This window comes from Gelidibacter mesophilus DSM 14095 (assembly GCF_000423005.1).
GTDB classification, from domain to species: Bacteria; Bacteroidota; Bacteroidia; order Flavobacteriales; family Flavobacteriaceae; genus Gelidibacter; species Gelidibacter mesophilus.
Genome location: NZ_AUHD01000005.1, coordinates 267,787 through 289,713, shown reverse-complemented (window position 1 = coordinate 289,713; position 21,927 = coordinate 267,787). Strand labels below are relative to the sequence as shown.

The 21,927-nt window shown below is 39.1% G+C and carries 19 protein-coding genes; 2 read left to right on the top strand and 17 right to left on the bottom strand.

Annotated elements, in window-relative coordinates; all coding sequences use genetic code 11:
- Positions 1 to 172: 172 nt before the first annotated feature.
- Positions 173 to 1,135, top strand: coding sequence for an endonuclease/exonuclease/phosphatase family protein (locus G525_RS0106565; RefSeq protein ID WP_027125448.1), 963 nt, complete (start codon positions 173 to 175; stop codon positions 1,133 to 1,135).
- Between the two features lie 215 nt (positions 1,136 to 1,350).
- Positions 1,351 to 2,295 carry a 2-hydroxyacid dehydrogenase gene (locus tag G525_RS0106560; protein WP_035479177.1) on the top strand — a complete coding sequence of 315 codons (945 nt, stop codon included), beginning with the start codon at positions 1,351 to 1,353 and terminating at the stop codon, positions 2,293 to 2,295.
- A gap of 59 nt (positions 2,296 to 2,354) precedes the next feature.
- On the opposite strand, the gene G525_RS0106555 is transcribed toward G525_RS0106560, so the two are convergent.
- From G525_RS0106555 to G525_RS0106470, 17 genes are all read right to left on the bottom strand, one after another.
- Positions 2,355 to 3,503 carry an alpha-hydroxy acid oxidase gene (locus G525_RS0106555; protein WP_027125446.1) on the bottom strand — a complete coding sequence of 383 codons (1,149 nt, stop codon included), beginning with the start codon at positions 3,501 to 3,503 and terminating at the stop codon, positions 2,355 to 2,357.
- A gap of 9 nt (positions 3,504 to 3,512) precedes the next feature.
- Positions 3,513 to 3,854 (bottom strand): L-rhamnose mutarotase, encoded by a 342-nt coding sequence (locus G525_RS0106550; RefSeq protein WP_027125445.1) that lies wholly within the window; start codon positions 3,852 to 3,854, stop codon positions 3,513 to 3,515.
- Positions 3,841 to 5,169, bottom strand: coding sequence for an L-fucose:H+ symporter permease (fucP, locus tag G525_RS0106545; RefSeq protein WP_027125444.1), 1,329 nt, complete (start codon positions 5,167 to 5,169; stop codon positions 3,841 to 3,843). Before fucP ends, G525_RS0106550 begins: the two co-directional genes overlap by 14 nt.
- 1 nt (position 5,170) lies before the next feature.
- On the bottom strand, positions 5,171 to 5,950 hold the full coding sequence (locus G525_RS0106540) for an L-fucose dehydrogenase (RefSeq protein ID WP_027125443.1): 780 nt from the start codon (positions 5,948 to 5,950) through the stop codon (positions 5,171 to 5,173).
- Between the two features lie 4 nt (positions 5,951 to 5,954).
- Positions 5,955 to 6,785: an amidohydrolase family protein gene (locus G525_RS0106535; protein ID WP_027125442.1), complete on the bottom strand. Its 831-nt coding sequence runs from the start codon at positions 6,783 to 6,785 to the stop codon at positions 5,955 to 5,957.
- 1 nt (position 6,786) lies between these two features.
- Positions 6,787 to 7,638, bottom strand: coding sequence for a fumarylacetoacetate hydrolase family protein (locus G525_RS0106530; RefSeq protein ID WP_027125441.1), 852 nt, complete (start codon positions 7,636 to 7,638; stop codon positions 6,787 to 6,789).
- 236 nt (positions 7,639 to 7,874) lie between these two features.
- The gene (locus G525_RS0106525; RefSeq protein WP_027125440.1) at positions 7,875 to 8,651 is read right to left on the bottom strand and encodes an SDR family NAD(P)-dependent oxidoreductase; all 777 of its coding nucleotides are present in this window, start codon (positions 8,649 to 8,651) and stop codon (positions 7,875 to 7,877) included.
- Positions 8,652 to 8,653: 2 nt separating this feature from the next.
- Positions 8,654 to 9,973, bottom strand: a complete 1,320-nt coding sequence (locus tag G525_RS0106520) for an L-fuconate dehydratase (protein ID WP_027125439.1) — start codon at positions 9,971 to 9,973, stop codon at positions 8,654 to 8,656.
- 134 nt (positions 9,974 to 10,107) lie between these two features.
- Positions 10,108 to 10,986: an AraC family transcriptional regulator gene (locus G525_RS0106515; protein ID WP_027125438.1), complete on the bottom strand. Its 879-nt coding sequence runs from the start codon at positions 10,984 to 10,986 to the stop codon at positions 10,108 to 10,110.
- 74 nt (positions 10,987 to 11,060) lie between these two features.
- Entirely contained in the window at positions 11,061 to 12,788 is a 1,728-nt protein-coding gene (ggt, locus tag G525_RS0106510; RefSeq protein WP_027125437.1) for a gamma-glutamyltransferase, read from the bottom strand.
- A 122-nt stretch (positions 12,789 to 12,910) separates the two neighbouring features.
- Entirely contained in the window at positions 12,911 to 14,365 is a 1,455-nt protein-coding gene (locus tag G525_RS0106505) for a sodium:solute symporter family protein (protein ID WP_027125436.1), read from the bottom strand.
- 564 nt (positions 14,366 to 14,929) lie between these two features.
- Entirely contained in the window at positions 14,930 to 15,487 is a 558-nt protein-coding gene (locus G525_RS20455) for a LacI family DNA-binding transcriptional regulator (protein WP_051209831.1), read from the bottom strand.
- A 95-nt stretch (positions 15,488 to 15,582) separates the two neighbouring features.
- Positions 15,583 to 17,511, bottom strand: coding sequence for a glucosamine-6-phosphate deaminase (gene nagB, locus G525_RS0106490; RefSeq protein ID WP_027125434.1), 1,929 nt, complete (start codon positions 17,509 to 17,511; stop codon positions 15,583 to 15,585).
- A 12-nt stretch (positions 17,512 to 17,523) separates the two neighbouring features.
- Positions 17,524 to 18,522, bottom strand: coding sequence for a Gfo/Idh/MocA family protein (locus G525_RS0106485; RefSeq protein ID WP_035479175.1), 999 nt, complete (start codon positions 18,520 to 18,522; stop codon positions 17,524 to 17,526).
- A 39-nt stretch (positions 18,523 to 18,561) separates the two neighbouring features.
- The gene (locus G525_RS0106480) at positions 18,562 to 19,878 is read right to left on the bottom strand and encodes a sugar MFS transporter (protein ID WP_027125432.1); all 1,317 of its coding nucleotides are present in this window, start codon (positions 19,876 to 19,878) and stop codon (positions 18,562 to 18,564) included.
- 58 nt (positions 19,879 to 19,936) lie between these two features.
- Positions 19,937 to 21,001 (bottom strand): phosphotransferase enzyme family protein, encoded by a 1,065-nt coding sequence (locus tag G525_RS0106475; protein WP_027125431.1) that lies wholly within the window; start codon positions 20,999 to 21,001, stop codon positions 19,937 to 19,939.
- A gap of 1 nt (position 21,002) precedes the next feature.
- Positions 21,003 to 21,914, bottom strand: a complete 912-nt coding sequence (locus G525_RS0106470) for a nucleotidyltransferase family protein (protein ID WP_027125430.1) — start codon at positions 21,912 to 21,914, stop codon at positions 21,003 to 21,005.
- Positions 21,915 to 21,927 lie beyond the last annotated feature (13 nt).

Below are 21,927 nucleotides of genomic sequence, written 5' to 3'. Positions count from 1 at the left end.
GTTTTACAACAATACCAATATCTCAGGCGGTTTTTAAGTTCTTTTATTTAACTTTCTCAGACTCTAATCATTTTTAAGTGAGTACACTTTGCAAAGCTCATACAAACCCGTAAACCTCTCATTATATGGATGCTTTCAAAATTATAAAGCTATAATTCACTATATTTAAAATATGATTTCCATTACTGACATACCGCCTTCTGAGGTGCAAAACAATTTGAATTTGTTAAAAGCAGATTTAGACGCTAAAATCCCATCTAAAAAATTGGATAAAAACCTGTTAATTGCGACTTGGAATATTCGTGCTTTTGGAAACTTAACACGTAAGTGGGACTCTGTTGATGGTGATTCTCCCAAACGTGATTTACATTCTATTTTATGCATTGCTCAAATTATAAGTCGTTTTGACGTTATTGCCATTCAAGAAGTGAAGGATAATATTAGAGCCCTAAGGGACACTTTAAAGGTATTGGGTAAGAACTGGTCTTTCATTCTCACCGATGTCAACAAAGGTAAAGTGGGCAATGGCGAACGAATGGCTTATTTATTCGATACCAGACGTGTGCATTTATCAGGCTTGGCAGGTGAATTGGTGGTACCCGAGGAATGGGAAGATCAGATTGGAGAACATGCCTTATCTAAACAATTTGTAAGATCTCCGTACGCCGTGAGCTTTCAATCAAACCAGCACACGTTTATCCTGGTCACCCTACACATACTTTACGGCAAAAGTGCAGATAATCGAATAGAAGAATTACGGGGTATTGCTAAATGGCTTAAAAGTTGGGCAGGAAGTATTAATGCATACCATCAAGATTTTATCGCTTTGGGCGATTTTAATATCGATGCTCGTGGTGATTTGCTAGAAGAAACTTTCCTTTCAGAAGGCCTATATATTCCGCCCCAACTTCAGAGTGAAGACGTTACACGTTCCATCTTTAAATCGACAAAATTCTACGATCAAATTGCTTGGTTTAATAGCCAAGGCAGCGGACCAAGATTATCAATGGAGTTTTTGGATGGTGGCAATTATGACTTTGTACCTTATGCGCTTGCCAATCGAAAGCTCACCAAACAAAGTCTGTCTTGGCTCATTTCTGATCATTATCCGTTGTGGGCAGAATTTAAGGTTTGATTGCTCAATAAAAAATCCACAAAAAAATTGTACTTCAATCACACATAACCTCGAGGTTTCGACATGGATAAAAGCTCATCTTCCAAGTTTAAGATACCAACAATAAAGTTATAAAAAAACGCATGCAATTTCTACACGACACATAATTCTACTCCTAAATAGGGATTTTTATTGCGTTTTTGCTGACATTTGTAAGTCATAGAGATCCAATAAGTATGGAAAAAACTGACAAAATAGTTATTATATGCGCTGATGAAAAGATTGTCCGGGACTGGACAAAGGCGATAAAGAATGAGGCGCCACATATGGTGGTTGAAGTCTACCCCAATGATACCGAAAGAAAAAAGACTCAATTTGTCTTAACATTCGGTCCTCCTGAAAATGCTTTTGTAAATTACCCCAACCTGAAAGTTATTGCCTCGATGGCCGCTGGAATTAATCACATCACAAACAATCATAAGATTCCGAATGATGTGAGCGTTACCAAAGTTAATGACCCGCAACATCATGACGACATGGCTGATTTTGTCTTGACTTTGACCTTAAGTTATATGAGACGGTTACCCATCTATTTTCAACAACAAGACCAGCGAATATGGCAGTCTTGCCCCTACCTGCGTCCGGAAGATACAACTATTGGGATCATGGGCATTGGAGCCATTGGAACGACCATCGGCAAGGTCATGCTGAAAAATAATTTTAAGGTAACAGGATGGTCACGATCAGAAAAAAACATAGACCAAATTACAACGTTTCACGGAGAGAAACAAAGAAAAGCGTTTCTTGAAACAGCAGATGTCTTGGTCTGCATCTTGCCTCTGACCAAAGAAACAGAAGGCATTTTAAACACTGAAGTTTTTAATCAACTTCCAAAAGGCGCTTATTTGATCAACGTTGGAAGAGGGCCACAACTTGCAGAAGAAGAGTTGTTAATGGCAATTGAAAGCGGACAACTTTCCGGTGCCGCTTTAGATGTTTTCCAAGATGAACCTTTGCCCGAGGAGCATTCTTTTTGGAAAAACAAACAGATTACGATAACACCCCATACCGCAGGAAGTGTGCTTCCTGAATCGGCCATCAAAAAAATACTAGACAATTACAATGCTATGAAAAGTGGTGATAAACTTGTGGACGTTGTTGATCTTGCGAAAGGCTATTAGTGGGTCAACATCCTAAAGTGATCGTAAGAATCAAAAAATAATGATAAAATTTGCAGAAATTATTTGATTAAAAACTGAGGTAGATCTTCAATTTTTTCACAACAAATCTGATCCATAACTTGCTGAAACTCGGTTTTCATCAACGATATGGTATGGTTGCCACCTTCTTTCCCCAAAGCACCAACGCCATACATAAAACTTCGTCCCATAAATGTGAACTCGGCGCCACTGGCCATGGCTCTTGCAATATCCGGCCCACCGCGCAAACCTGAATCGACCATTATTTTTATTTGACCTTTGAATTTTTCGGCCAAATGGGTCATAGGAACTATTGTAGATTGACCCGCATCCAATTGACGCCCACCATGGTTGGAAACAATCAATCCGTCGATGCCTAAATCAATCGCTTTCTGTGTGTCTTCTTCACTCACAACCCCTTTAATAACCAGTTTGCCTTTCCATTGGTCTCTTAGAGACGCAATTCTGTCTTCATTTAAACGCCCTGAAAAGGTCACATCCATAAACTCTCCCAACCTCTTCAAATTTAAACCTTTAGGCATATAGGCTTCCATCGTTTTAAAACCGGGTTGCCCATGGATCAAGGTTTGGATGGCCCAATCTGGTTTGGTAAAAACTTCAAGAATATTCTTGAGGCTCATGGTTGGTGGCATGGCCAGTCCGTTGCGCACATCGCGAGGTCGATACCCAAAAGTGGGAACATCGGCTAAAATGACTAAAACACCCGTTCCGGCATTGGCGGCTCTATCCAACAAATCCCGTTTCACTTTTTCATCCGCTGGATGGTACAATTGAAACCAGGATTTCCCTTCGGTTATTTCTGCAATTCGCTCTATACTAGAAGTGGTCACCGTACTTAGTATAAACGGGATGTTGTGATCAAAAGCCGCTTTGGCCAGGATTTCTGGAGAGTTTGGCCACATTAAACCTTGCAAACCAACAGGAGCAATTCCAAATGGCGCATCATACGTATGGCCAAACAATTCAGTGCGCGTGTCGGACTTATCAAATTTTGATAGATATTGTGGCATTAACTCTACTTTCTGAAGGTCAAAACGATTTTTATCTAAGTTGATATCCTCATTACACCCACCATCTAAATAATCAAATGCAAACTTTGGCATTTTTACCATAGCCCGTTTTCTTAAGTCGGTTACCGAAGGATATTTAGGATTTATTTTTAGCTCCATGACGTTATATTATGCTTTTAATTGAAATATCTGGTCCATTAACTTCCATTTTTCATCCTGTTCTGCGGTAGGCAATGCTTTTTGATACTTCCACATCAAGGTTTCCCATTCTTGTACTTTTGGGTTATTGGCATCCAGGGTATTTTTCTTTTCAAAAGAAAACGAATCGTTAACCTCCATGATCATGAAAAGTCGGTTTTCAACCAAATAAATTTCCAAAGCAATGATCCCGCTTTCCTTAATGCTCTCAACAATTTCCGGCCATACTGAATCATGATGATTTTTATAAGCCGCGATCAATTCGGCGTCATTGATCAAATCAAGTGCAAAACAGTGTCTATGCGTTTTCATTCTTCATAGTTTTATATCCAAAAAGGGCCACTACGGCCAAACAAATTAAAGGTAGGATAAACGAAAAATTAACTTCAGGTATATAACCCAATATTTCTTTGTCATTAAATCCAGGTCCACCAATATCTAATATACTCCCTTGTAATACCGGCAATAAGGCACCACCAACAATGGCCATGACCAGACCTGCAGAGCCAATTTTAGCTTCGTCGCCCATATTATTTAATGCAATTCCATAAATGGTTGGAAACATAATACTCATAAAAAGCGAGGTGGCTACCAAACTATACAAACCGATATGTCCACCAATAAATATCGTAATCATCGTGGTTATAACACCTCCAATTCCAAATACGAACAATAATTTTGAAGGACTCACACGCTTCATTGATATGGTGCCCAACCATCTTCCAGAAAGGAACAACAGCATCGCACCCACATTAAACCACGTTGCTGTAAGTTGTTCTTCAGCAGGTAAGGCCGCATTCAGATTATCAACATATTGAAAAATGAAGGTCCAGCACATAATTTGTGCACCTACATAAAACATTTGAGCCACAACTCCGGTAACATAGGTTTTATTTTTGACTAATATTTTAAACGTTTTTGATAGCGCTATTTTTGAATGTGCCTCTACCCTCGGAAATTTCACGGCCATGATAGCCACCATTATTATCAAAACTAAAACGCCCAATGCAATGTACGGCACACTGATAACACTTAAATCATTTTCCCGAATAGCAGCTTTTTCTACCGTAGAAAGTGCCTGATACGTTTCTTCAGAAAACTCTACTGACCGCAACGCATCAATAATAAAAACCTGTGCGATGATCATTCCCGTTAAGGAACCTATCGGGTTAAAAGCCTGGGCCAAATTGAGGCGTTGTGTGGCCGTTTCTTTTGGTCCCAATGCTAAAATTAGCGGATTTGAAGTGGTTTCCAAGAATGCCAATCCGCAGGTCATTACCCAAAGAGAAATCAAAAAGTAATTAAAAGTTTCAAACTTCGCTGCTGGAAAAAACAAAAATGCGCCAATGGCATAAAGCGATAAACCTACAAGAATTCCAGATTTATAACTGTATTTCCTAATAAACAATGCTGCCGGCAATGCCATAAAGAAATATCCAAAATAAAAGGCGAACTGCACCAATGACGCTTGCGTATTGGAAAGCTCAGGCATTACTTTTTTAAATGCCGAAACCATCGGATTGGTTAAATCATTAGCTATTCCCCAAAGTGCAAATAAGGAGGTAATCAATATAAATGGTAGGACTATGTTTCGGGAAACGATGGGATGTTTTAAGGCATTTTTCATCTTATAAAGAGCGGTCTAAATGAGTATAACCCCCATCAACAAATAGGAGTTGTCCGGTGGTATGGCTTGAAACTTCAGATAACAAAAACACGACGGTATTGGCGATTTCGGTGGTGGTGGTCATTCGGTTTTCTAAAGGAATATTTTTTGTGATTTCTGCCAAACGTTCTTCCGGATTTGGAAAGGTTTTCAGCCATTTGGAATATTGCGGCGTGTCACATTCCGCCACAATTACGGCATTGACACGAATTCTATACGGCAGTAATTCCAATGCCCATTCTCTTGTCAGTGCGTTTCTGGCACCGTTAGATGCAGCGTAACCCGAAGTGCCACCTTGACCGGTTACCGAAGTCTTGGAACCAATATTGACGATGGCGCCTTTTGACTTTTTAAGTTCGGGTAACACGTAATGTGCCATGGCATAATAATGTGCCACGTTGCGCTGGATGGAAATCATGAAATCATCATAATTACCAGATTCAAGCCCTACTCCATCATTAACCCCAGCGTTGTTTACCAAGCCATCAATACGGCCAAATTTCTTAATAACGCTTTCAACTGCAAGTTTACAGGCCTCCTTATTGGTCAATTCCGCAATGGCGTGAAATGCTTTTCCTCCAATGTTCTTTATGCCCTCTACAGCGTCTAAAACATCAGATTCAGTTCTCCCAATAATCACGGGAATAGCGCCTTCATTAGCTAATACCTTAGAAATACCGTTACCGATACCTTTTGAACCTCCTGTGACAATAATTACTTTATCCTTCAGTTTTAAATCCATAGTTTTAATCTTTTAAATGGTACCAGGCCTTTGCGTTAAGACCCATAATTTGTTGCTGTTCGGTTGTTGAAAATTTCGAAATATAATCTTCGATAAGCATGATCGTTTCCGCATAACTCCCAGCCAATAAACTGACGGGCCAATCGCTGCCAAAAAGTGTTCTTTTTGTTCCAAAGGCATTAAACACCACATCCAAATAAGGCTGCATTGTATTGGCATCCCAATGGTTCCAATCTGCTTCTGTAGTTAATCCCGATACTTTACAGGCTACATTTTCAAACTTTGCCAGTTTTACAATGTGCTGTTGCCAAATCTTTATTTTTGCATCTTTAATATATGGTTTCGCACAATGATCAAGAATGAATCTTTGATTCGGAAATGATTCGACCAATGTAATCGCTTCTTCCAATTGATGCGGAAAAATCAAGATATCATAGGTCAAATGAAGTGTTTCTAAGGCTGCAATGCCTCGTTGAAAATCCTTCCGAAGTAGAAAGCCATCCGGTTCTGCTTGAACAATATGTCTTAATCCTTTTAGCTTTTTAAATTTTGAATAATGTTCTAAAAGCTCATCAATAGCATCACTGCACAAATCCAACCACCCCACAACACCTTTGATAAAAAGATGCTGATCTGCCAACTCCAATAAAAATTTGGTCTCTTCTTCTGACGTATCCGCTTGCACGGCAATACACCCATCAAATTGATGTTTTTGCAATACAGGCTGTAAGTCTTCAGGCAAGAAATTGCGTTGGATTACCGACATGTCCTCACTAATCCAAGCATCTCTTTGCGGATCAAATCTCCAAAAATGTTGATGGGTATCGATTCGCATTTTATTTGTAAGCTACTGCTGTTTGTTCTTGAACGCCTAAACCTTCAATTCCTAAACGCATCACGTCTCCGGGCTTTAAATATCGCGGTGGTTGAAATCCTAATCCAACCCCAAAAGGAGTTCCTGTCGAAATCACATCGCCTGGCAACAAAGTCATAAATTGGCTGATGTAGGATACACAGTGTTGGATATTAAAAATAAAATCTGAAGTGGAAGAATCCTGCAAACGTTCGCCATTGACATCTAACCACAGTTTTAAATTATTTCCATCCTTTATTTCATCTTTTGTCGCCATAAATGGTCCTAAGGGTGCAAACGTATCACAACCTTTTCCTTTACACCATTGGCCTTCTTTTTCAATTTGAAAAGCACGTTCAGACACATCATTATGCAAGACATATCCTGCAATATAATCGTCTGCTTCTTCTACTGATATGTAGGACGCCTTCTTACCGATAACGATGGCCAATTCTACTTCCCAATCTGTTTTTTCACTGTTTTTCGGTATGATGACATTATCATTTGGCCCTACTATGGCGGTCGTTGATTTAAAGAACAACACCGGTTCTGAAGGAACTTTGGCACCAGTTTCAGCCGCATGTTGCGCATAATTCAAACCAACACAAACCAATTTTGAAGGTCTTCCAATGGGCGATCCCAACCGCACCGTATCGTCAACCGTAGGACAATTTGCTTTGTTGGTTTTCAACCACTCTTCCAAGCGTTGCAATCCGTTGGATTCGAAGAACTTTTCGTCGAAATCTTCACCAAAAGCGCTGACATCTATACGCTTCTTTTCTAATTGAAGTCCTGGTTTTTCTTGGCCTTCCGAGCCGAATCTTATGAGTTTCATTTTTAAAGTATTGTTTATTTTTATTGTTATGTTTTATTGGGATTGGTAATTTTTTATATCCGTTGAGCTAATTAAATAAATCTAACCAAAACTCCTTTGCCTATCGGCATCTCCTTTTAAAACATGGAGAGGAAACCATTTCACATTACCTTTTAATATTTGTTTTAATAGTCGTAAACCGTAATTCATTTTTACTACCGTCTGATCTCCTTCCCTTTGGGAAGATTGAGATGTGACTAACCATTCAACTTAATAAAGCCACCGTCAATAGGAAAATCAGTTCCAGTAATAAAGGAGGCTTCATCGCTGCACAAATAAAGGGCAAGATTTGCTATTTCTTCAGGCTTCCCCATACGTCCGATAGGCTGTGTTTTTGAGAGATTTTCAAACATTTCCGCTTGGTTATCAGGATAGTTTTTTTCAATAAATCCGTCCACAAAAGGGGTGTGAACGCGTGCCGGAGAAATGGTATTACACCTGATGCCGTCATTAACATAATCCTTGGCTACCGAATAGGACATGGTCAAAACAGCACCTTTTGTCATAGAATAGGCAAACCGATCATCAATGCCTACCCACGAGGCAATAGATGCCATATTGACAATCACCCCACCTTTCTGTTTTTTGAAATATGGAATTGCAGCTTTCATGCCGTTATAAACTCCTTTAATATTCACGTTATACAAACGGTCAAGATCCTCTACATTCGTGTTTTCTATATTTCCAACATGGGCAATGCCCGCGTTATTTACCAAAATAGCTATCCGGTGATTTTTAGATATCTCACTAAAAACACCTTCCATTTGTTCTTGATTGGCCACATCACATTGGTAAAAACTGGCAGAACCTTTGGTCTTTTCAATTTCTGAAACCGTTGCCCTGCCATTATCTACATTAAAATCTAAGATGCACACATGGGCGCCTTGCTTTGCAAATGTGGCGGCAATTGCCTTACCTATGCCGCTACCGCCACCAGTGATAATGGCAGTTTTTCCTTTCAAACTGAATATCATAATTATGCTTTTTTTAATTTTTTAGCCCAAACCTCTCCGTTTGGAAAGCTGTATTCCTCTAACGACTCCGGTTTCATGGTAATGCTATAACCCGGTAACTTTGGTGCCATGTAGGCCCCATTTTTAATAATGACAGGATCAAAGAAATGTTCATGCAAATGATCGACATATTCTATTATGCGGCCTTCCATAGTGCCACTCACACAAATATAATCGATCATGGATAAATGCTGGACATACTCGCATAATCCCACACCCCCAGCATGCGGACACACGGGGACCTTATATTTCGCCGCCATTAGTAAGATAGCCAATATTTCATTGACTCCACCAACACGACAGCTATCTATTTGGCAAATTTGAAGCGCATCTGCCATAATAAGCTGCTTGAACATGACACGGTTTTGGCAATGTTCTCCGGTGGCAACTTTTATGGGTGCTACGGCCCTTGCAATTTTGGCATGCCCCAAAATATCGTCAGGACTTGTAGGTTCTTCAATCCAATAAGGCTTAAATTTTTTGAGTGCTGCCATATTTTCTATCGCCTCATCCACATCCCATTTTTGGTTGGCATCCATCATTAACTGTAGATCGTCCCCAATTTCTTCACGGATAATTTGCGCGCGGCGCATATCATCCTGCAAATCAGATCCGACTTTAATTTTCATATGTTTAAAGCCATCGGCTTTAGCTTCTTGGCATAATTTACGCATTTTAGCGTCGCTATATCCCAACCAACCAGCAGAGGTGGTATAGGCAGGATAGCCGTTTTTAAGTAAATGATCAATACGCTCTTGCTTTGTTTCTTGATTGCTTTTAAGAAGTTCCAAAGCCTCCTTAGGCGTTATGGCATCAGTGATATAGGTAAAGTCAATACACTTTACAAATTCCTCAGGAGTCATATCTGCAATTAGTTTCCAGAGCGGTTTGCCTTCAACTTTCGCATATAAATCCCAAACAGCATTTACAACGGCACCCGTGGCGAGATGAATCACCCCTTTTTCAGGACCCAACCAGCGTAATTGACTATCGCCGGTAATCATCTTCCAAAAATCCCCCATGTTTTGAGTAAACGATTCCAAAGTTTTTCCAATAATCAAATAGGAAAGCGACTCAATTGCCGAGACACAGAGTTCATTCCCACGACCAATTGTAAAAGTTAAGCCGTGTCCTTCATATTCCGGGTGATCAGTTTTTATAATCACATAGGCTGCTGAATAATCCGGATCAGGATTCATGGCATCAGAACCGTCCAAGGCATCGCTTGTAGGAAAACGAACGTCTTTGCTCAAGACTTCAGTAATGGTAATTGGTTTTTTCATTTCTTGATTTGTTGTGTTTAAGAGACTGTATAAAATCTGTAATGATTTCATAACCTCACAAATCTACAGAATGAAATGTATAAAGTCCACTAATTATTCCACCTCAACTAATACTTTTTTTGCATTCAGCAACATTACAAGGAGTAATTTGTATAATTACTATGTTTTTTCAAATAACTTGTAGGCGACATTTTTTTAATAATTTTAAACTGTCTATTGAAATTTGAAAGATTATTGAAACCAGACTCGTAGGCAATTGCCGCTACGTTTAATTCATTCTCCATGAGCAGTTTGCAGGCATAACCGATTCTGATTTCATTGACATATTTTGAAAATGTTTTCCGATGTACACGTTTAAAAGACCTACTGAATGCAGAGGGATTCATTTCGACAATCTCTGCGACTGTATTGAGATCCATATTTTTATTAAAATTCTTAAAAATATAGGCAATCACTTTGCTGGACAATTTAGGTTCTTCAAGTTTCAATGAGGCCACATAACCGGAGCTTGACAACAATTTGAAGTCTTCATGCATCGCCAATTGATGTAATACTCCAATGAAAATATGGGTTTTATTGAATTCTGTTTCTGTATGCAGATTGACAATTGCTTGTCGTAACGATTTTGGAACATCTCTAAATTGAATGCCCTGTTCTGCTTTTTTAAAAAGATCGACAATAGGTTTTATCTCGGGTAATTCAAGAAAGGACGATCCTAAAAAGTCTTCCTTAAAATGAATAGAAATAGCTTCAGCACTTAAGGTTTTATCGTCCTGAAAGTACTTTGGATCATTTAACCACATGTGCGGAAGATTCTTACCAATGAGCACCACGTCCTTGGGCTGAAATTTCTTAATGCTATCGCCAATAAAACGGGTACCCTTACTTTTCAGAACAACCACCAACTCCAATTCTGGATGGTAGTGCCAAATTTTGAGAAAATTGGCATAACTATTTTTTCTGACGGATACAGCAGAAGTGGTATGGCTACGGTCTAATAAATGTAATTTCATCGCTATGAAAATAGCACTTTTTAGTCATATCGTCTCTTTAAATGCAAAAAAAGTATTGCTTTGCCGGATCATTTCTAATCCAATCCCATTGCCCAATCATCACCTCGTGGGTCTCCAGCCCCCTCAAATGAACCATCAGGCCTTACCAGGATGGCATCCACCCGTCCAATTGAACCCCGTTCTTTTATGATATGCCCCATGTCTTGCAATTGCTTTTGCACTGAACTATCCAAAGCGCCCTTTTCTATATAAATCAAATCGGGTTGCCACTGATGGTGAAATCTTTTCTCTGAAACGGCTTCACTCATAGTCATTCCATGATCTATAACATTGATTATGGTTTGAAAAACAGAAGTAATTATAGTCGAACCTCCTGGCGTCCCCACAACCATAAATAATTTTCCGTCCCTTTCAACAAGGGTTGGTGTCATAGCACTTAACATTCGTTTTTCCGGTTGAATTGAATTTGCCGCACCTCCCAATAAACCGTACATATTTGGTACGCCCGCCTTAACACTAAAGTCGTCCATTTCATTATTCAATAAAAACCCCGCGCCCTCTACAAAAACTTTAGAACCATAGGAATCATTAATAGTAGTGGTTAAGGAAATAGCGTTGCCATATTTGTCCACAATGGAATAATGTGTCGTTTCTTCACTTTGAATACTATTTTTGAGTTCCATGGCTCGTACGTCCTCACTTTTAGTGGCTTGCAATAGATTTATTTGTGCAACTCTTTCGGCGATATAATCATCATCCAAAAGTTCTTTCACTGGTACTTCCCAAAAATCAGAATCTCCCAAATGCGTTGCTCTGTCCGCATAGACACGTCGTTCCATTTCTGTCATAAGATGAATGGTTTTTGCAGATTTCGATCCATATTCCGAAAATGGAAAATGTTCAGACATCTTCAGAAGCTGTACCAATGCGATCCCTCCACTACTTGAAGGCGCCATACTATAAACTTTATAGCCCCTAAAATTCCCTGCGATTGGATCTCGCCAGGCGGAATCATAGTTCTTGAGATCCTCCAAGGTAATAATCCCATTTCCTGCGTTCATTTCGGCAACCATCAACTCGGCCGTTTTTCCTTCATAAAACCCGGACCTTCCGTTCTGTTTTATACGTTCTAAGGTTTCTGATAAATCCTTTTGAACCAAGATATCTCCCATTTTCCATGGACTTTCCTTAATCAAAGTGACCTTGTTTGGGTGGCGGTTATTTTTGATGAAATCTTCCTTATAATAATTGAAATTTCCAGCCTGTTGTGATGAAATGGAAAACCCTTTCGTTGCAAGTTGAACCGCTGGTTCTATTAATGTGGGCAGCGGCAAAGAACCAAACTTGTCATGCGCCTTTAGGATCCCATCTACCGAACCTGGAACACCTGATGCCTTTTGACCGTATAAACTTTCGCCTTCAATAACATTGCCTAGCTCATCCAAATACATATCTTCATAAGCATTGCCCGGCGCTTTCTCTCTAAAATCTAAAGAGAACACGTCGCCTTCGTGTTTTCTATACATCATAAAACCGCCCCCTCCCAAATTCCCAGCATTTGGAAACACTACTGCCAAAGCAAAATGAACACCTACCATAGCATCAACTGCATTTCCACCCTGTTTTAGAATTTCCAGGCCTACTTTGGTCGCTTCAGGATGCGCAGTAACCACCATGCCATTGGTGGCAATTGCCGATTTTCCGGAATGCGTTAAGGCATCGCCTTGATGCTTGCTTCCTCCGCATGTTAAAAAAAGTACAGAAATAAATGTAGCGCTCAATAATTTCAAACTATGTTTCATGTTTTCTAGTTAATGATATCGCCATAAAATTAATAAGTGTTGATGTATATACCTATAGCAATTGAAAATAAGTTAACAACTGCACGGTTTATTGAAATTTCAGTAGTGAGGGTGCGATTGACTTAGTACCGACCAAATACATTTGCTTTCCGGATAAATCGGCTACTTTTTTCAGTATCTGATGGGGCTAACAGACTAATACCCACAAAAATGATTAAGGAAATTGAAATACCGATAATGGCTTGCTTAGCCGATGCTATTTCCCATGCCACTGGCAGATCAAGTTCCAAGGCCACCATAAGATTATAAGTAGAAAACAGCAATCCAAAAATCATGGACACGTAAGCCGCTTTAGAAGTCCCTCTGGCCCATAGGAAGCCCAAAACCAAGGGTACAAAAGCGCCACTGGTAAGAAAGTCTGATGCGATCCAAGAAATTGTAAGTACGGACTGAATTTTTAGAGCCATAAACAGCGCCAAGGCGGCCATGGCAAACGTTGCAATTCTGGCCACTATAACCCCTGTTTTAGGTTTGGCATGGGGTTTTATGTATTTTTGAAACACATCTACAGTTATTGATAAAGCTCCTGTATTAATTAGCGAATCCATCGTGGACATAATTGCCGAACATAATCCAACAAACAAAATAGCACTCAGCAATGGGTTACTGAGGTTACTGACCATATCTGGAATAATTCCAGTTTCTGGTACAGTTTCATAGATTACTGAACTGAACATTCCAGTATAGGTCACCATCAGATACAATGGAATGAACGCCAAGAAACTAATGAACATCATTTTTTTTGCGTCTGAACCCTGTTTTGCGGCTGAGATGCGTTGCCAAATATTAGCTTGAATCATCCAAGACGTCCCGAAAGTAATCACATAGGCCAAGTTATCGGCTACGTTGGAAAAAAAAGAGGTATAGCCGTCCTTAGCATTGGCCATCGCATTTATCTTAACAACTTCCAATCCGCCAGATTGGGAATAGGCAAGAAAAAACAAAAATAGCGCCGTGAATAAAAAGAAAACGAACTGTAACAAATCGGTTAACACCACCCCTTTAAATCCGCCAAACATGGAATAGGTAAGCACTATCATGGTTCCTAAAATGGCGCCATTCTCGTAACCCATGTCAAAGAAGGCATGAAAAAACCGTCCCATCACAATGACCTGAACGGCTGAGGCAATGACCATAAAAATAATGATGAATATGGTCAGCATTAAAGCCACCTTGTCATTATATCGCTGACTCATAAGCTCAGGTTGCGAAATAGTTCCGACGTTTCTTATACCTTTAGAAAACAAATACATCAAGGCTGTAGCGATTAAAACTGGTACGCCATAGATCCAAAAAGAGCTCAATCCATTTTTGTGCGCATGATCCACCAAATCAATAGCAGAACCTCCACCCCACCATGACGCGATAAATGTGATGGCCAGCAACCATGCAGGTAATTTGCGAGAAGCTAAAAAATAGTCTTCGCTGTTTTCATTTTTCCTGTTCCATAACCCTATGCCAATTATGGCGATGACATAAACTGCTAATAAGATTATGGTTAGTGTAGTTCTTTGCATCGAGGATAATGAATCTAAAATGGGCAAGTAAGTAAATTTAAGACTTTCAATTTATATAGCCTATATGAACTAAAGAGATATATCTAGTTTTAAATTCAAAAAAAACCTATAAATAAATAATCAATAGGTTTTACTATGTTTTGTAAAATGGAAAGCTTAATATTTAAGCTCACTAAGTCTATGATAACGTTCTATATAATCTAGAAAAGCTGAAAGGTTTTTTCGCATTTTTAAACCGAATTTTCGACATTTACTTTCAACGGTAATCTCAGAAATAAACAGGTTATCCTGCTTCAGTATTTTTTCGATCTTGACATGTCCGTTTGGGAAATAAATCGTCAAAAACGCCCCATTGTCCTGTTGAAAAAAATAAAATTCTGTTCGTAACCAATTGATGAATTGATCGTAGTTATTAGAACACGGAAAACTCATCTCCAAAAACCAAAGGTGTTGGTTTGTATCCATTAAATCTGTCCTATTTACCATCTTCAATATCTTTTTTACTCTAGAGAAATATAATGACTACCTGCGGCAATCTCAGTCAAAGCAGCATTTATAGGCAATTTAAACGACATTTAATCGCATGTCATCATTTCTGTTTATTTTTGAAAACAAGGAGGTGATGATGTTATTTCCAAAAAGCTTATAATCCTGAGCTTTCAATGTTAAATCCTCAACAATTTTAATAATGGTCGGAAAAAATTGATCATCGGTGCTTTGTTTAAGGGCTTCCAATCTTGTTGAAGTTCCAATAACAATAACACCGTCAATGCCACCATTCCTTAGGCTCTTCAAACACTCAATTTCGCCATTTTCGTAATTTAAATATTGTTGCACTACCACGCGATAGCCTTGTTTATAGGCTTCCATTTGGATACTGTGCAACATACTGCCGTAAATCATCGAGTCAATTTGAGGTACAATAACGGCAATGGTATTACTTTTCTGAGATCTTAAGGCAATGGCTGAGTTGTTGGGCACAAAGTCATAACTCTCTGCCAGCTCCTTTATAATCTGTCTTGTTTTGATACTAATATCTTTTTTGTCCCGCAATGCCTTGGATACCGTTGACACAGAATAGCCACTCATTTGCGACAAGGTTTTCATGGTTACTTCCATCATAGTTCTTCTCTTTTAATTAATCCATGCCTCCCTTTAGAAGGAGTCTGTCACGGCATGATGTGACAGACCCTATCTTATATACAAGTTACTTGCTATTAAAAATGCCATCTTACAAAGGCTTCCATCGCAGCGTAATGTGCTAAGCCCAATTGATCATAAAGTCCTGCGGTTTCTTTATTTCTATCTTCTGCACGTTGCCAAAATTCCCGCGCATCTGTTCCTTGAAATACCACACCATCTTTTTGTGATTGGTGCTTAAAAATGCCATGACGTTTTTCCAATACTTGATCTGGACTCATTGGTACAGCCATTTCAATTTCGTCGATGCCCCATTCTTGCCAAGCGCCTCTATAAAGCCAAACCCAGCAATTTTTCATATATGGTTTTTCCTTCAATCTTCTCACTGCTTCAAATACAGCGTCCAAACACACCTTATGTGTTCCATGGGGGTCAGCCAAATCTCCTGCGGCATAAATTTGATGTGGTTTTATGCTGTCAATCAAATCAACCGTCATTTGAATATCTTCTTCGCCTAAAGGGTGTTTATCAATAGTTCCCGTATCATAAAAGGGCATTTCCATAAAATGGATATGTGAGTCTTTCAGCCCAACAAAATGGCTCGTTGCTCTTGCCTCTCCTTTTCTGATCAATCCTTTGATATAACGTGCTTCAGGAATATCAATTTCACTCGGTTTTTTGTCAATAAGGGACTTCACTACCTTTTTATAAATTTTCTCGGTGGCATCACTTTTGATTTCAAACTTTTCATTGTAATCAATGACAAAGTTTGCAAAACGCAAGGCTTCTTCATCGGCAACGGCAATGTTTCCAGAGGTTTGATAGGCAACGTGTACTTCATGACCTTGCTCGTGGAGTCTTTTAAAAGTGCCACCCATACTGATAATATCGTCATCAGGATGCGGACTGAAAATTAAAACGCGTTTTTTACCTGGTTCGGCTCTTTCAGGTCTATGGGAATCATCAGCATTGGGTTTCCCACCTGGCCAACCGGTAATAGTATGTTGTAGTTTGTTGAAAATTTTGATATTAATATCATACGCTTGACCAAACTCTGCCAAAAGATCACTCATCCCGTTCTCAATATAATCCGCATCAGTCAGCATTAAAATAGGCTTGTTAAGATGCATTGCCAGCCCTAAAACTGCTTTACGTATCAATCTATCCGTCCAAACTACTTTTTCAACCAACCACGGTGCATTCACACGGGTCAGTTTTGAAGCCGCTTCTTTATCGATTACAAACGTGACATTATTATGCTCTTGCAGAAAGGAGGCCGGTACTTGATTGGTCACTTGGCCTTCCGACGCTGTTTTGATAATGGCCGCTTTACTTTCGCCCCAAGCCAAAAGGATGACACGCTTAGCTTCCATAATCTTTTTAACTCCTAAAGTAATAGCAGTTCTCGGCGTGTTGGACAAACCGGCAAAATCTTTACTTGCCGCAACTCGTGTAATATGATCCAAGGCCACTAAACGCGTTTTCGAGTTCTGTAAAGATCCCGATTCATTAAATCCAATATGTCCGTTACCACCAATACCCAAGATTTGAAGATCGATGCCGCCAAGCGCCTCAATTTTCTTTTCGTAATCACTACAGTAACTGGCAATTTTATCTTTAGGAAGTGTACCGTCTGGGATATAGCAGTTTTCAGGAAGAATGTCTACTTGATCAAACAACATTTTCTTCATAAAACGCACATAGCTGTTCACAGCATCTGGCTCCATAGGATAGTACTCATCCAAATTGAAAGTCACCACATTTTTAAAACTTAGACCTTTTTCTTTGTGCAGTCGTACTAATTCGGCATACAGTCCTTTTGGTGAGGAACCTGTTGCCAATCCTAAAATACAGGGTTGTTTTTGGGATTGTTTAACCTTAATAAGATCTGCTATTTCTTTAGCAACGGCTTTAGAGGCTACTTGAGAATCCTCAAACATAACCGTATTTATATTTTCGAATCTTTTTTCGAAATCAGTTGCCTTATCGATTGTGCTTTTTAACATTTCCTAACGAATTTAATTATTAATGACTTCAATTTTATGTTCTAATATCTGATCCATGACCCATGCGGTATGCGTTGCCGTATCTCCTAATGATGGATGCTGCGATTCTCCCGATAAATGGGCTTTTATATTCTGAACGTGGTTCCATTGCACATGCTCAGGGTTTGCAACGTTCAAACTTTTGGTGTCATCATCACGTTCTAAAACAATTGGAGCTTCTCCAAAAACAGAAAACGTAATATTTCCTTCATTGCCATAGATTTTAACGATATCTTCCCTTTTCTCTGCACCAAAATCCCAGGTTCCATATCCCGTAACACCCGAATTATGGACCCATTGTCCTTTAATATAGTCTTTCGCAGTATATAAACCCTGCTTGTTTTCAGCCGTGCCATTTGCCGATTTGATAGGCCCTAAAAGATGGACAAACAAATCTAAGCCATGGGAAGCTAAATCATCAAAATAGCCTCCTGGGGCAATTTTGGCGTCAGTACGCCAATTATAGGATCCTGATTTATCAATAGCATTTGCGGGCTTACTAAAATGCCAATGAATATGTCTAATAGTTCCTATTTTATTCTGATCAATCCATTCCTTTACCTGCAAAAACCTGGGCAAGGATCTTCTATAGTAAGCTACAAATAAAGGCAGTTTTCTGTCCTCAAAGGCTGCATTGATTCTTAAACATGACTCATAACTTGGGGCCATTGGTTTTTCAATGCAACATATTTTACCTGCTTCTGCTACCTTTAAGGCATAGTATTCATGAGAGTCAGGCGGTGTGGCAATATAGATGGCATCAACTTCTGGATGGTTGATTAGCGCATCGGCATCATCATAAAAGTGAGGAACATTATGCCGTTTAGCATAATCTTCTGCTTTTGCGATATCTCTGCACATGACTGCAAAAAGCTCAAAGCCTTCAGTTTTCTGATAAGCAGGAACACTTTTTAATTCAGTGACACTTCCACAACCAACCATTCCCCATTTATATGTTTTACTCCCCTTCATGATGACCTTTTCCTATAATTCAATGATATATAATTTCATTTATTTTGTCCAACTTTTAATTTTATGGCCTTTAATCGCAAAAAACAGAACGATAAGGTAACAAGGAATCAAAATCCAGTAACTGCTGGTTGATGCCGCAGACAACTCTGAAACATCTTGAACGCCGTTAGCCATCATCTCATGTTTTCCAGAATCAACCAAACGACCATATAAAGGTGGAATGATGGCACCACCAGAAATTGCCATAATCAGTAATGCCGATGCTGTTTTGGTATGTTTTCCTAAGCCATCTAAAGTCAACGGCCAAATTGCAGGCCACACCAAGGCGTTAGCAATACCTAATGCTGCAACGAAAAGGACCGATGTAAATCCGGTAGTGGATAAAATACAGAGACTGAAAACAATTCCTAAAATGGCACTGATAATCAAGGCTGTTTTTTGTTTAAGATATTTTGGAATTAAAAAGACACCCAACGCATAAGTTCCGACCATCGCCATTAGGGTGTAGGTTGTAAACCATTTTGCGTCGTCAGCAGAAATTCCCAGTGAAATACCGTAAGAGATAATCGTATCACCAGCAATGACTTCTGCGCCAACATAAACAAACAAGGCTAAAACACCCAACCATAGTTGTGGATATTGAAATATGGTTTTGTTGGTCTTTGTACCACCAACAACGACTTCCTCTTCAGCCGCTTCAACGTGAGGCAAATTGGCTTTTCTAATAAAGAACGCAAAGATGAATAGCACCACAGCCATTACAATATATGGGGTATGTACACTATCGGCCATGGCATCTAACAAGACATTTTTCTCATCATCGGAAACAGTCGTTAATTTCTCATTGACCTCATCAATTCCTGATAACAACAAGGCTCCAAAAATCACAGATCCAAGAGCTCCCGCTACTTTGTTGGCAATACCCATCATCGCCATACGTTTGGCTCCACTTTCAATTGGCCCTAATATTGTGATATAAGGATTTGCGGCAGTTTGACAGATAGTCATCCCGATACCTTGAATAAAAATAGCAAGTAAAAACACCCAGTACGTACGTGCATCTGCGGCTGGTATGAACACTAATGCACCAACGGCCATAATTGCCAACCCCAATGATATGCCGTTGCGATACCCGATCTTGTTAATAATATACGATGCTGGTAAGGCCATGACCACAAACGAAATATAAGAGGCTGTTGCAACAAAATAAGATTGTGCTTCCGTTAATTCATTCAGGGTCCTCATAAAAGGAATGAGGGCTCCATTAATCCAGGTTACAAAACCGAAAATAGCGAAGAGTCCTCCAATAATAAGGATTGGGACTAGATTGTTTTGTGATTTTGTACTCGTGCTCATAAGCTTTAGATTAGTTAGATGTTAATGGTTTTACAATGTTATTTATTTTTTAATCGATTTATACGTTCAATTTTTCTGCAAGGCTCTGCCATAGTTTGAACTGATTTTTGGCACGGTCTAAATTATGTTCAGGATATTTCGTTTTAAAGTAAATATCATTATTGAGATAATCCGTTAAGAATCGTAATCCGATAATGAAGATCATCGTTTTAGCTCCCAACGGTAGGTATTTTATTTCTAATGGCGTTAGAGAATTTTCCATTTTCTTTAAAAACCCTTTGAGATAGGCATTGTAATAATCGAGATTAAATTCTACCAGATCCAAATTGGTCTCATCTTCTGCCGCGGTGTTGCAAATGGTTCGGATAGCATCACCAAAATCATAATGTACGATACCAGGCATAACAGTATCTAAATCTATCAGACACAAGCCTTTGTCTTTTTTATTGAAAAGGACGTTGGATATTTTGGTGTCATTATGCGTTACGCGCATTTTGATTGCGCCAGATTCCTTCATGTTTTGTAGAATGTGCATTTCTTCCTTTGCATTTTGCACTAATTCGATAGACGCTTTGGCTTTTTCTCTACGTTCTTCAGAAGCCAATCGTAACGCTTCATCAAATTCAAAATATCTAAAGGGCATATCATGAAATTTCGGAATCACCTCCACTAATTGAGATGCATCAAAATCATCTGTTAGTGTTAAAAACTGACCCAAAAGACGTCCGCCCTCGTAGGCGATTTTTTCATTTGATACAGATTCATGAGTCACACTTTTATCTATAAATTGCATAAGGTTCCAGTAGTTACCTTCGTCACCTCTATAATAAGACGCTTCGGTATTTGTTCTGAAGAATTTAAGAATGCGTCGTTTTTGCTTTTTTGGAGAAAGATGTTGTAGTTTTTCTTTGATATGCTGACTAATGGCGACCTTATTCTCTATGAGTCCTGGAACGTCCTGAAAAACACCGTGATTAATGCGTTGGAGCACGTAATATGGTTTTTCTTTGGTCCTAATTAAATAGGTATCGTTAATATGGCCAGATGCCAATTCCGTAAAGTTTTCAAATTCACCTGAATGCTCAAATTGTCCGAAAATAAATTTTAGCCTGTCTGTCCCCATCTTACCATATTTTTTTTGGATAGACGCCGCTCTCCTTAAGTTTCATTATAGCTGCTTGTACAATTTCTTTATCCTCCAAATAAGTCACTCCAAACCACTTCGCATCAGATTTCAAAACCTCAACGCTTGCCTTATCAGATCTCAATATTTCATTAATTACATATGGAATGAAGAATTCCGCTTTCGGATTGTTCTTATTCACCTCCAGAAACGCATCAAACAATTCGCCACCAAATTCAAAACATTTAGGAGTAAAACCCCAAAAATTCATGGATACGATGGTATCGCCATCAATAGGAAAATATTTCCCATTAGGATCCATCCACATGAGTTGGCCATCCACTTTTTCTATATGTGTACGCTCCGTGATATCAACTAAAAAACCATTGCCATCAACCTCACATTCACCCCTCGCAACATGTCCATGATCAGAAACCGTATTTTTAAGCAGATATGCCATCATGTTAAAATCATACGAATCTTTATTCTTTTCAGACAAGGATTTTGCCATGACCATAAACGCTTCCCTTCCATAAAAGTCATCCGCGTTAATGATGGCGAAATTTTCGTTAACGACATCCTTAGCCATTAAAAGGGCATGTCCCGTACCCCAAGGCTTGGTTCTATTGGGATCAATATATTTTTTGGGAACGCTGTCAAATTCCTGAAACACATACTCCACTTCAGCCTTTCCCTTTAATTTTTCATTAAATATTTTTTTGAAATCTTCTTCGAAACTTTTTCTTATGATGAAAACAAATTTTCCAAATCCAGCTTGAAGTGCATCGTATATTGAAAAATCCATAATGGTATCACCTTCTGGAGTAAAGCCATCAATTTGTTTTAAACCGCCGTACCTACTCCCCATTCCTGCGGCTAGGATCACTAATGTCGGTTTGTTTATTTCTACCATGGTTTTTATTTTA

What these genes read in the sequence shown, in the direction of transcription:
- G525_RS0106565 (WP_027125448.1), top strand. Translation starts at nt 173, where the DNA reads ATGATTTCCATTACTGACATACCGCCTTCTGAGGTGCAAAACAATTTG.
- G525_RS0106530 (WP_027125441.1), bottom strand. Translation starts at nt 7,638, where the DNA reads ATGAAACTCATAAGATTCGGCTCGGAAGGCCAAGAAAAACCAGGACTT.
- G525_RS0106525 (WP_027125440.1), bottom strand. Translation starts at nt 8,651, where the DNA reads ATGATATTCAGTTTGAAAGGAAAAACTGCCATTATCACTGGTGGCGGT.
- G525_RS0106560 (WP_035479177.1), top strand. Translation starts at nt 1,351, where the DNA reads ATGGAAAAAACTGACAAAATAGTTATTATATGCGCTGATGAAAAGATT.
- G525_RS0106540 (WP_027125443.1), bottom strand. Translation starts at nt 5,950, where the DNA reads ATGGATTTAAAACTGAAGGATAAAGTAATTATTGTCACAGGAGGTTCA.
- G525_RS0106535 (WP_027125442.1), bottom strand. Translation starts at nt 6,785, where the DNA reads ATGCGAATCGATACCCATCAACATTTTTGGAGATTTGATCCGCAAAGA.
- G525_RS0106505 (WP_027125436.1), bottom strand. Translation starts at nt 14,365, where the DNA reads ATGCAAAGAACTACACTAACCATAATCTTATTAGCAGTTTATGTCATC.
- G525_RS0106515 (WP_027125438.1), bottom strand. Translation starts at nt 10,986, where the DNA reads ATGAAATTACATTTATTAGACCGTAGCCATACCACTTCTGCTGTATCC.
- G525_RS0106485 (WP_035479175.1), bottom strand. Translation starts at nt 18,522, where the DNA reads ATGAAGGGGAGTAAAACATATAAATGGGGAATGGTTGGTTGTGGAAGT.
- G525_RS0106470 (WP_027125430.1), bottom strand. Translation starts at nt 21,914, where the DNA reads ATGGTAGAAATAAACAAACCGACATTAGTGATCCTAGCCGCAGGAATG.
- G525_RS20455 (WP_051209831.1), bottom strand. Translation starts at nt 15,487, where the DNA reads ATGATGGAAGTAACCATGAAAACCTTGTCGCAAATGAGTGGCTATTCT.
- G525_RS0106550 (WP_027125445.1), bottom strand. Translation starts at nt 3,854, where the DNA reads ATGAAAACGCATAGACACTGTTTTGCACTTGATTTGATCAATGACGCC.
- ggt (WP_027125437.1), bottom strand. Translation starts at nt 12,788, where the DNA reads ATGAAACATAGTTTGAAATTATTGAGCGCTACATTTATTTCTGTACTT.
- G525_RS0106480 (WP_027125432.1), bottom strand. Translation starts at nt 19,878, where the DNA reads ATGAGCACGAGTACAAAATCACAAAACAATCTAGTCCCAATCCTTATT.
- fucP (WP_027125444.1), bottom strand. Translation starts at nt 5,169, where the DNA reads ATGAAAAATGCCTTAAAACATCCCATCGTTTCCCGAAACATAGTCCTA.
- G525_RS0106555 (WP_027125446.1), bottom strand. Translation starts at nt 3,503, where the DNA reads ATGGAGCTAAAAATAAATCCTAAATATCCTTCGGTAACCGACTTAAGA.
- G525_RS0106520 (WP_027125439.1), bottom strand. Translation starts at nt 9,973, where the DNA reads ATGAAAAAACCAATTACCATTACTGAAGTCTTGAGCAAAGACGTTCGT.
- nagB (WP_027125434.1), bottom strand. Translation starts at nt 17,511, where the DNA reads ATGTTAAAAAGCACAATCGATAAGGCAACTGATTTCGAAAAAAGATTC.
- G525_RS0106475 (WP_027125431.1), bottom strand. Translation starts at nt 21,001, where the DNA reads ATGGGGACAGACAGGCTAAAATTTATTTTCGGACAATTTGAGCATTCA.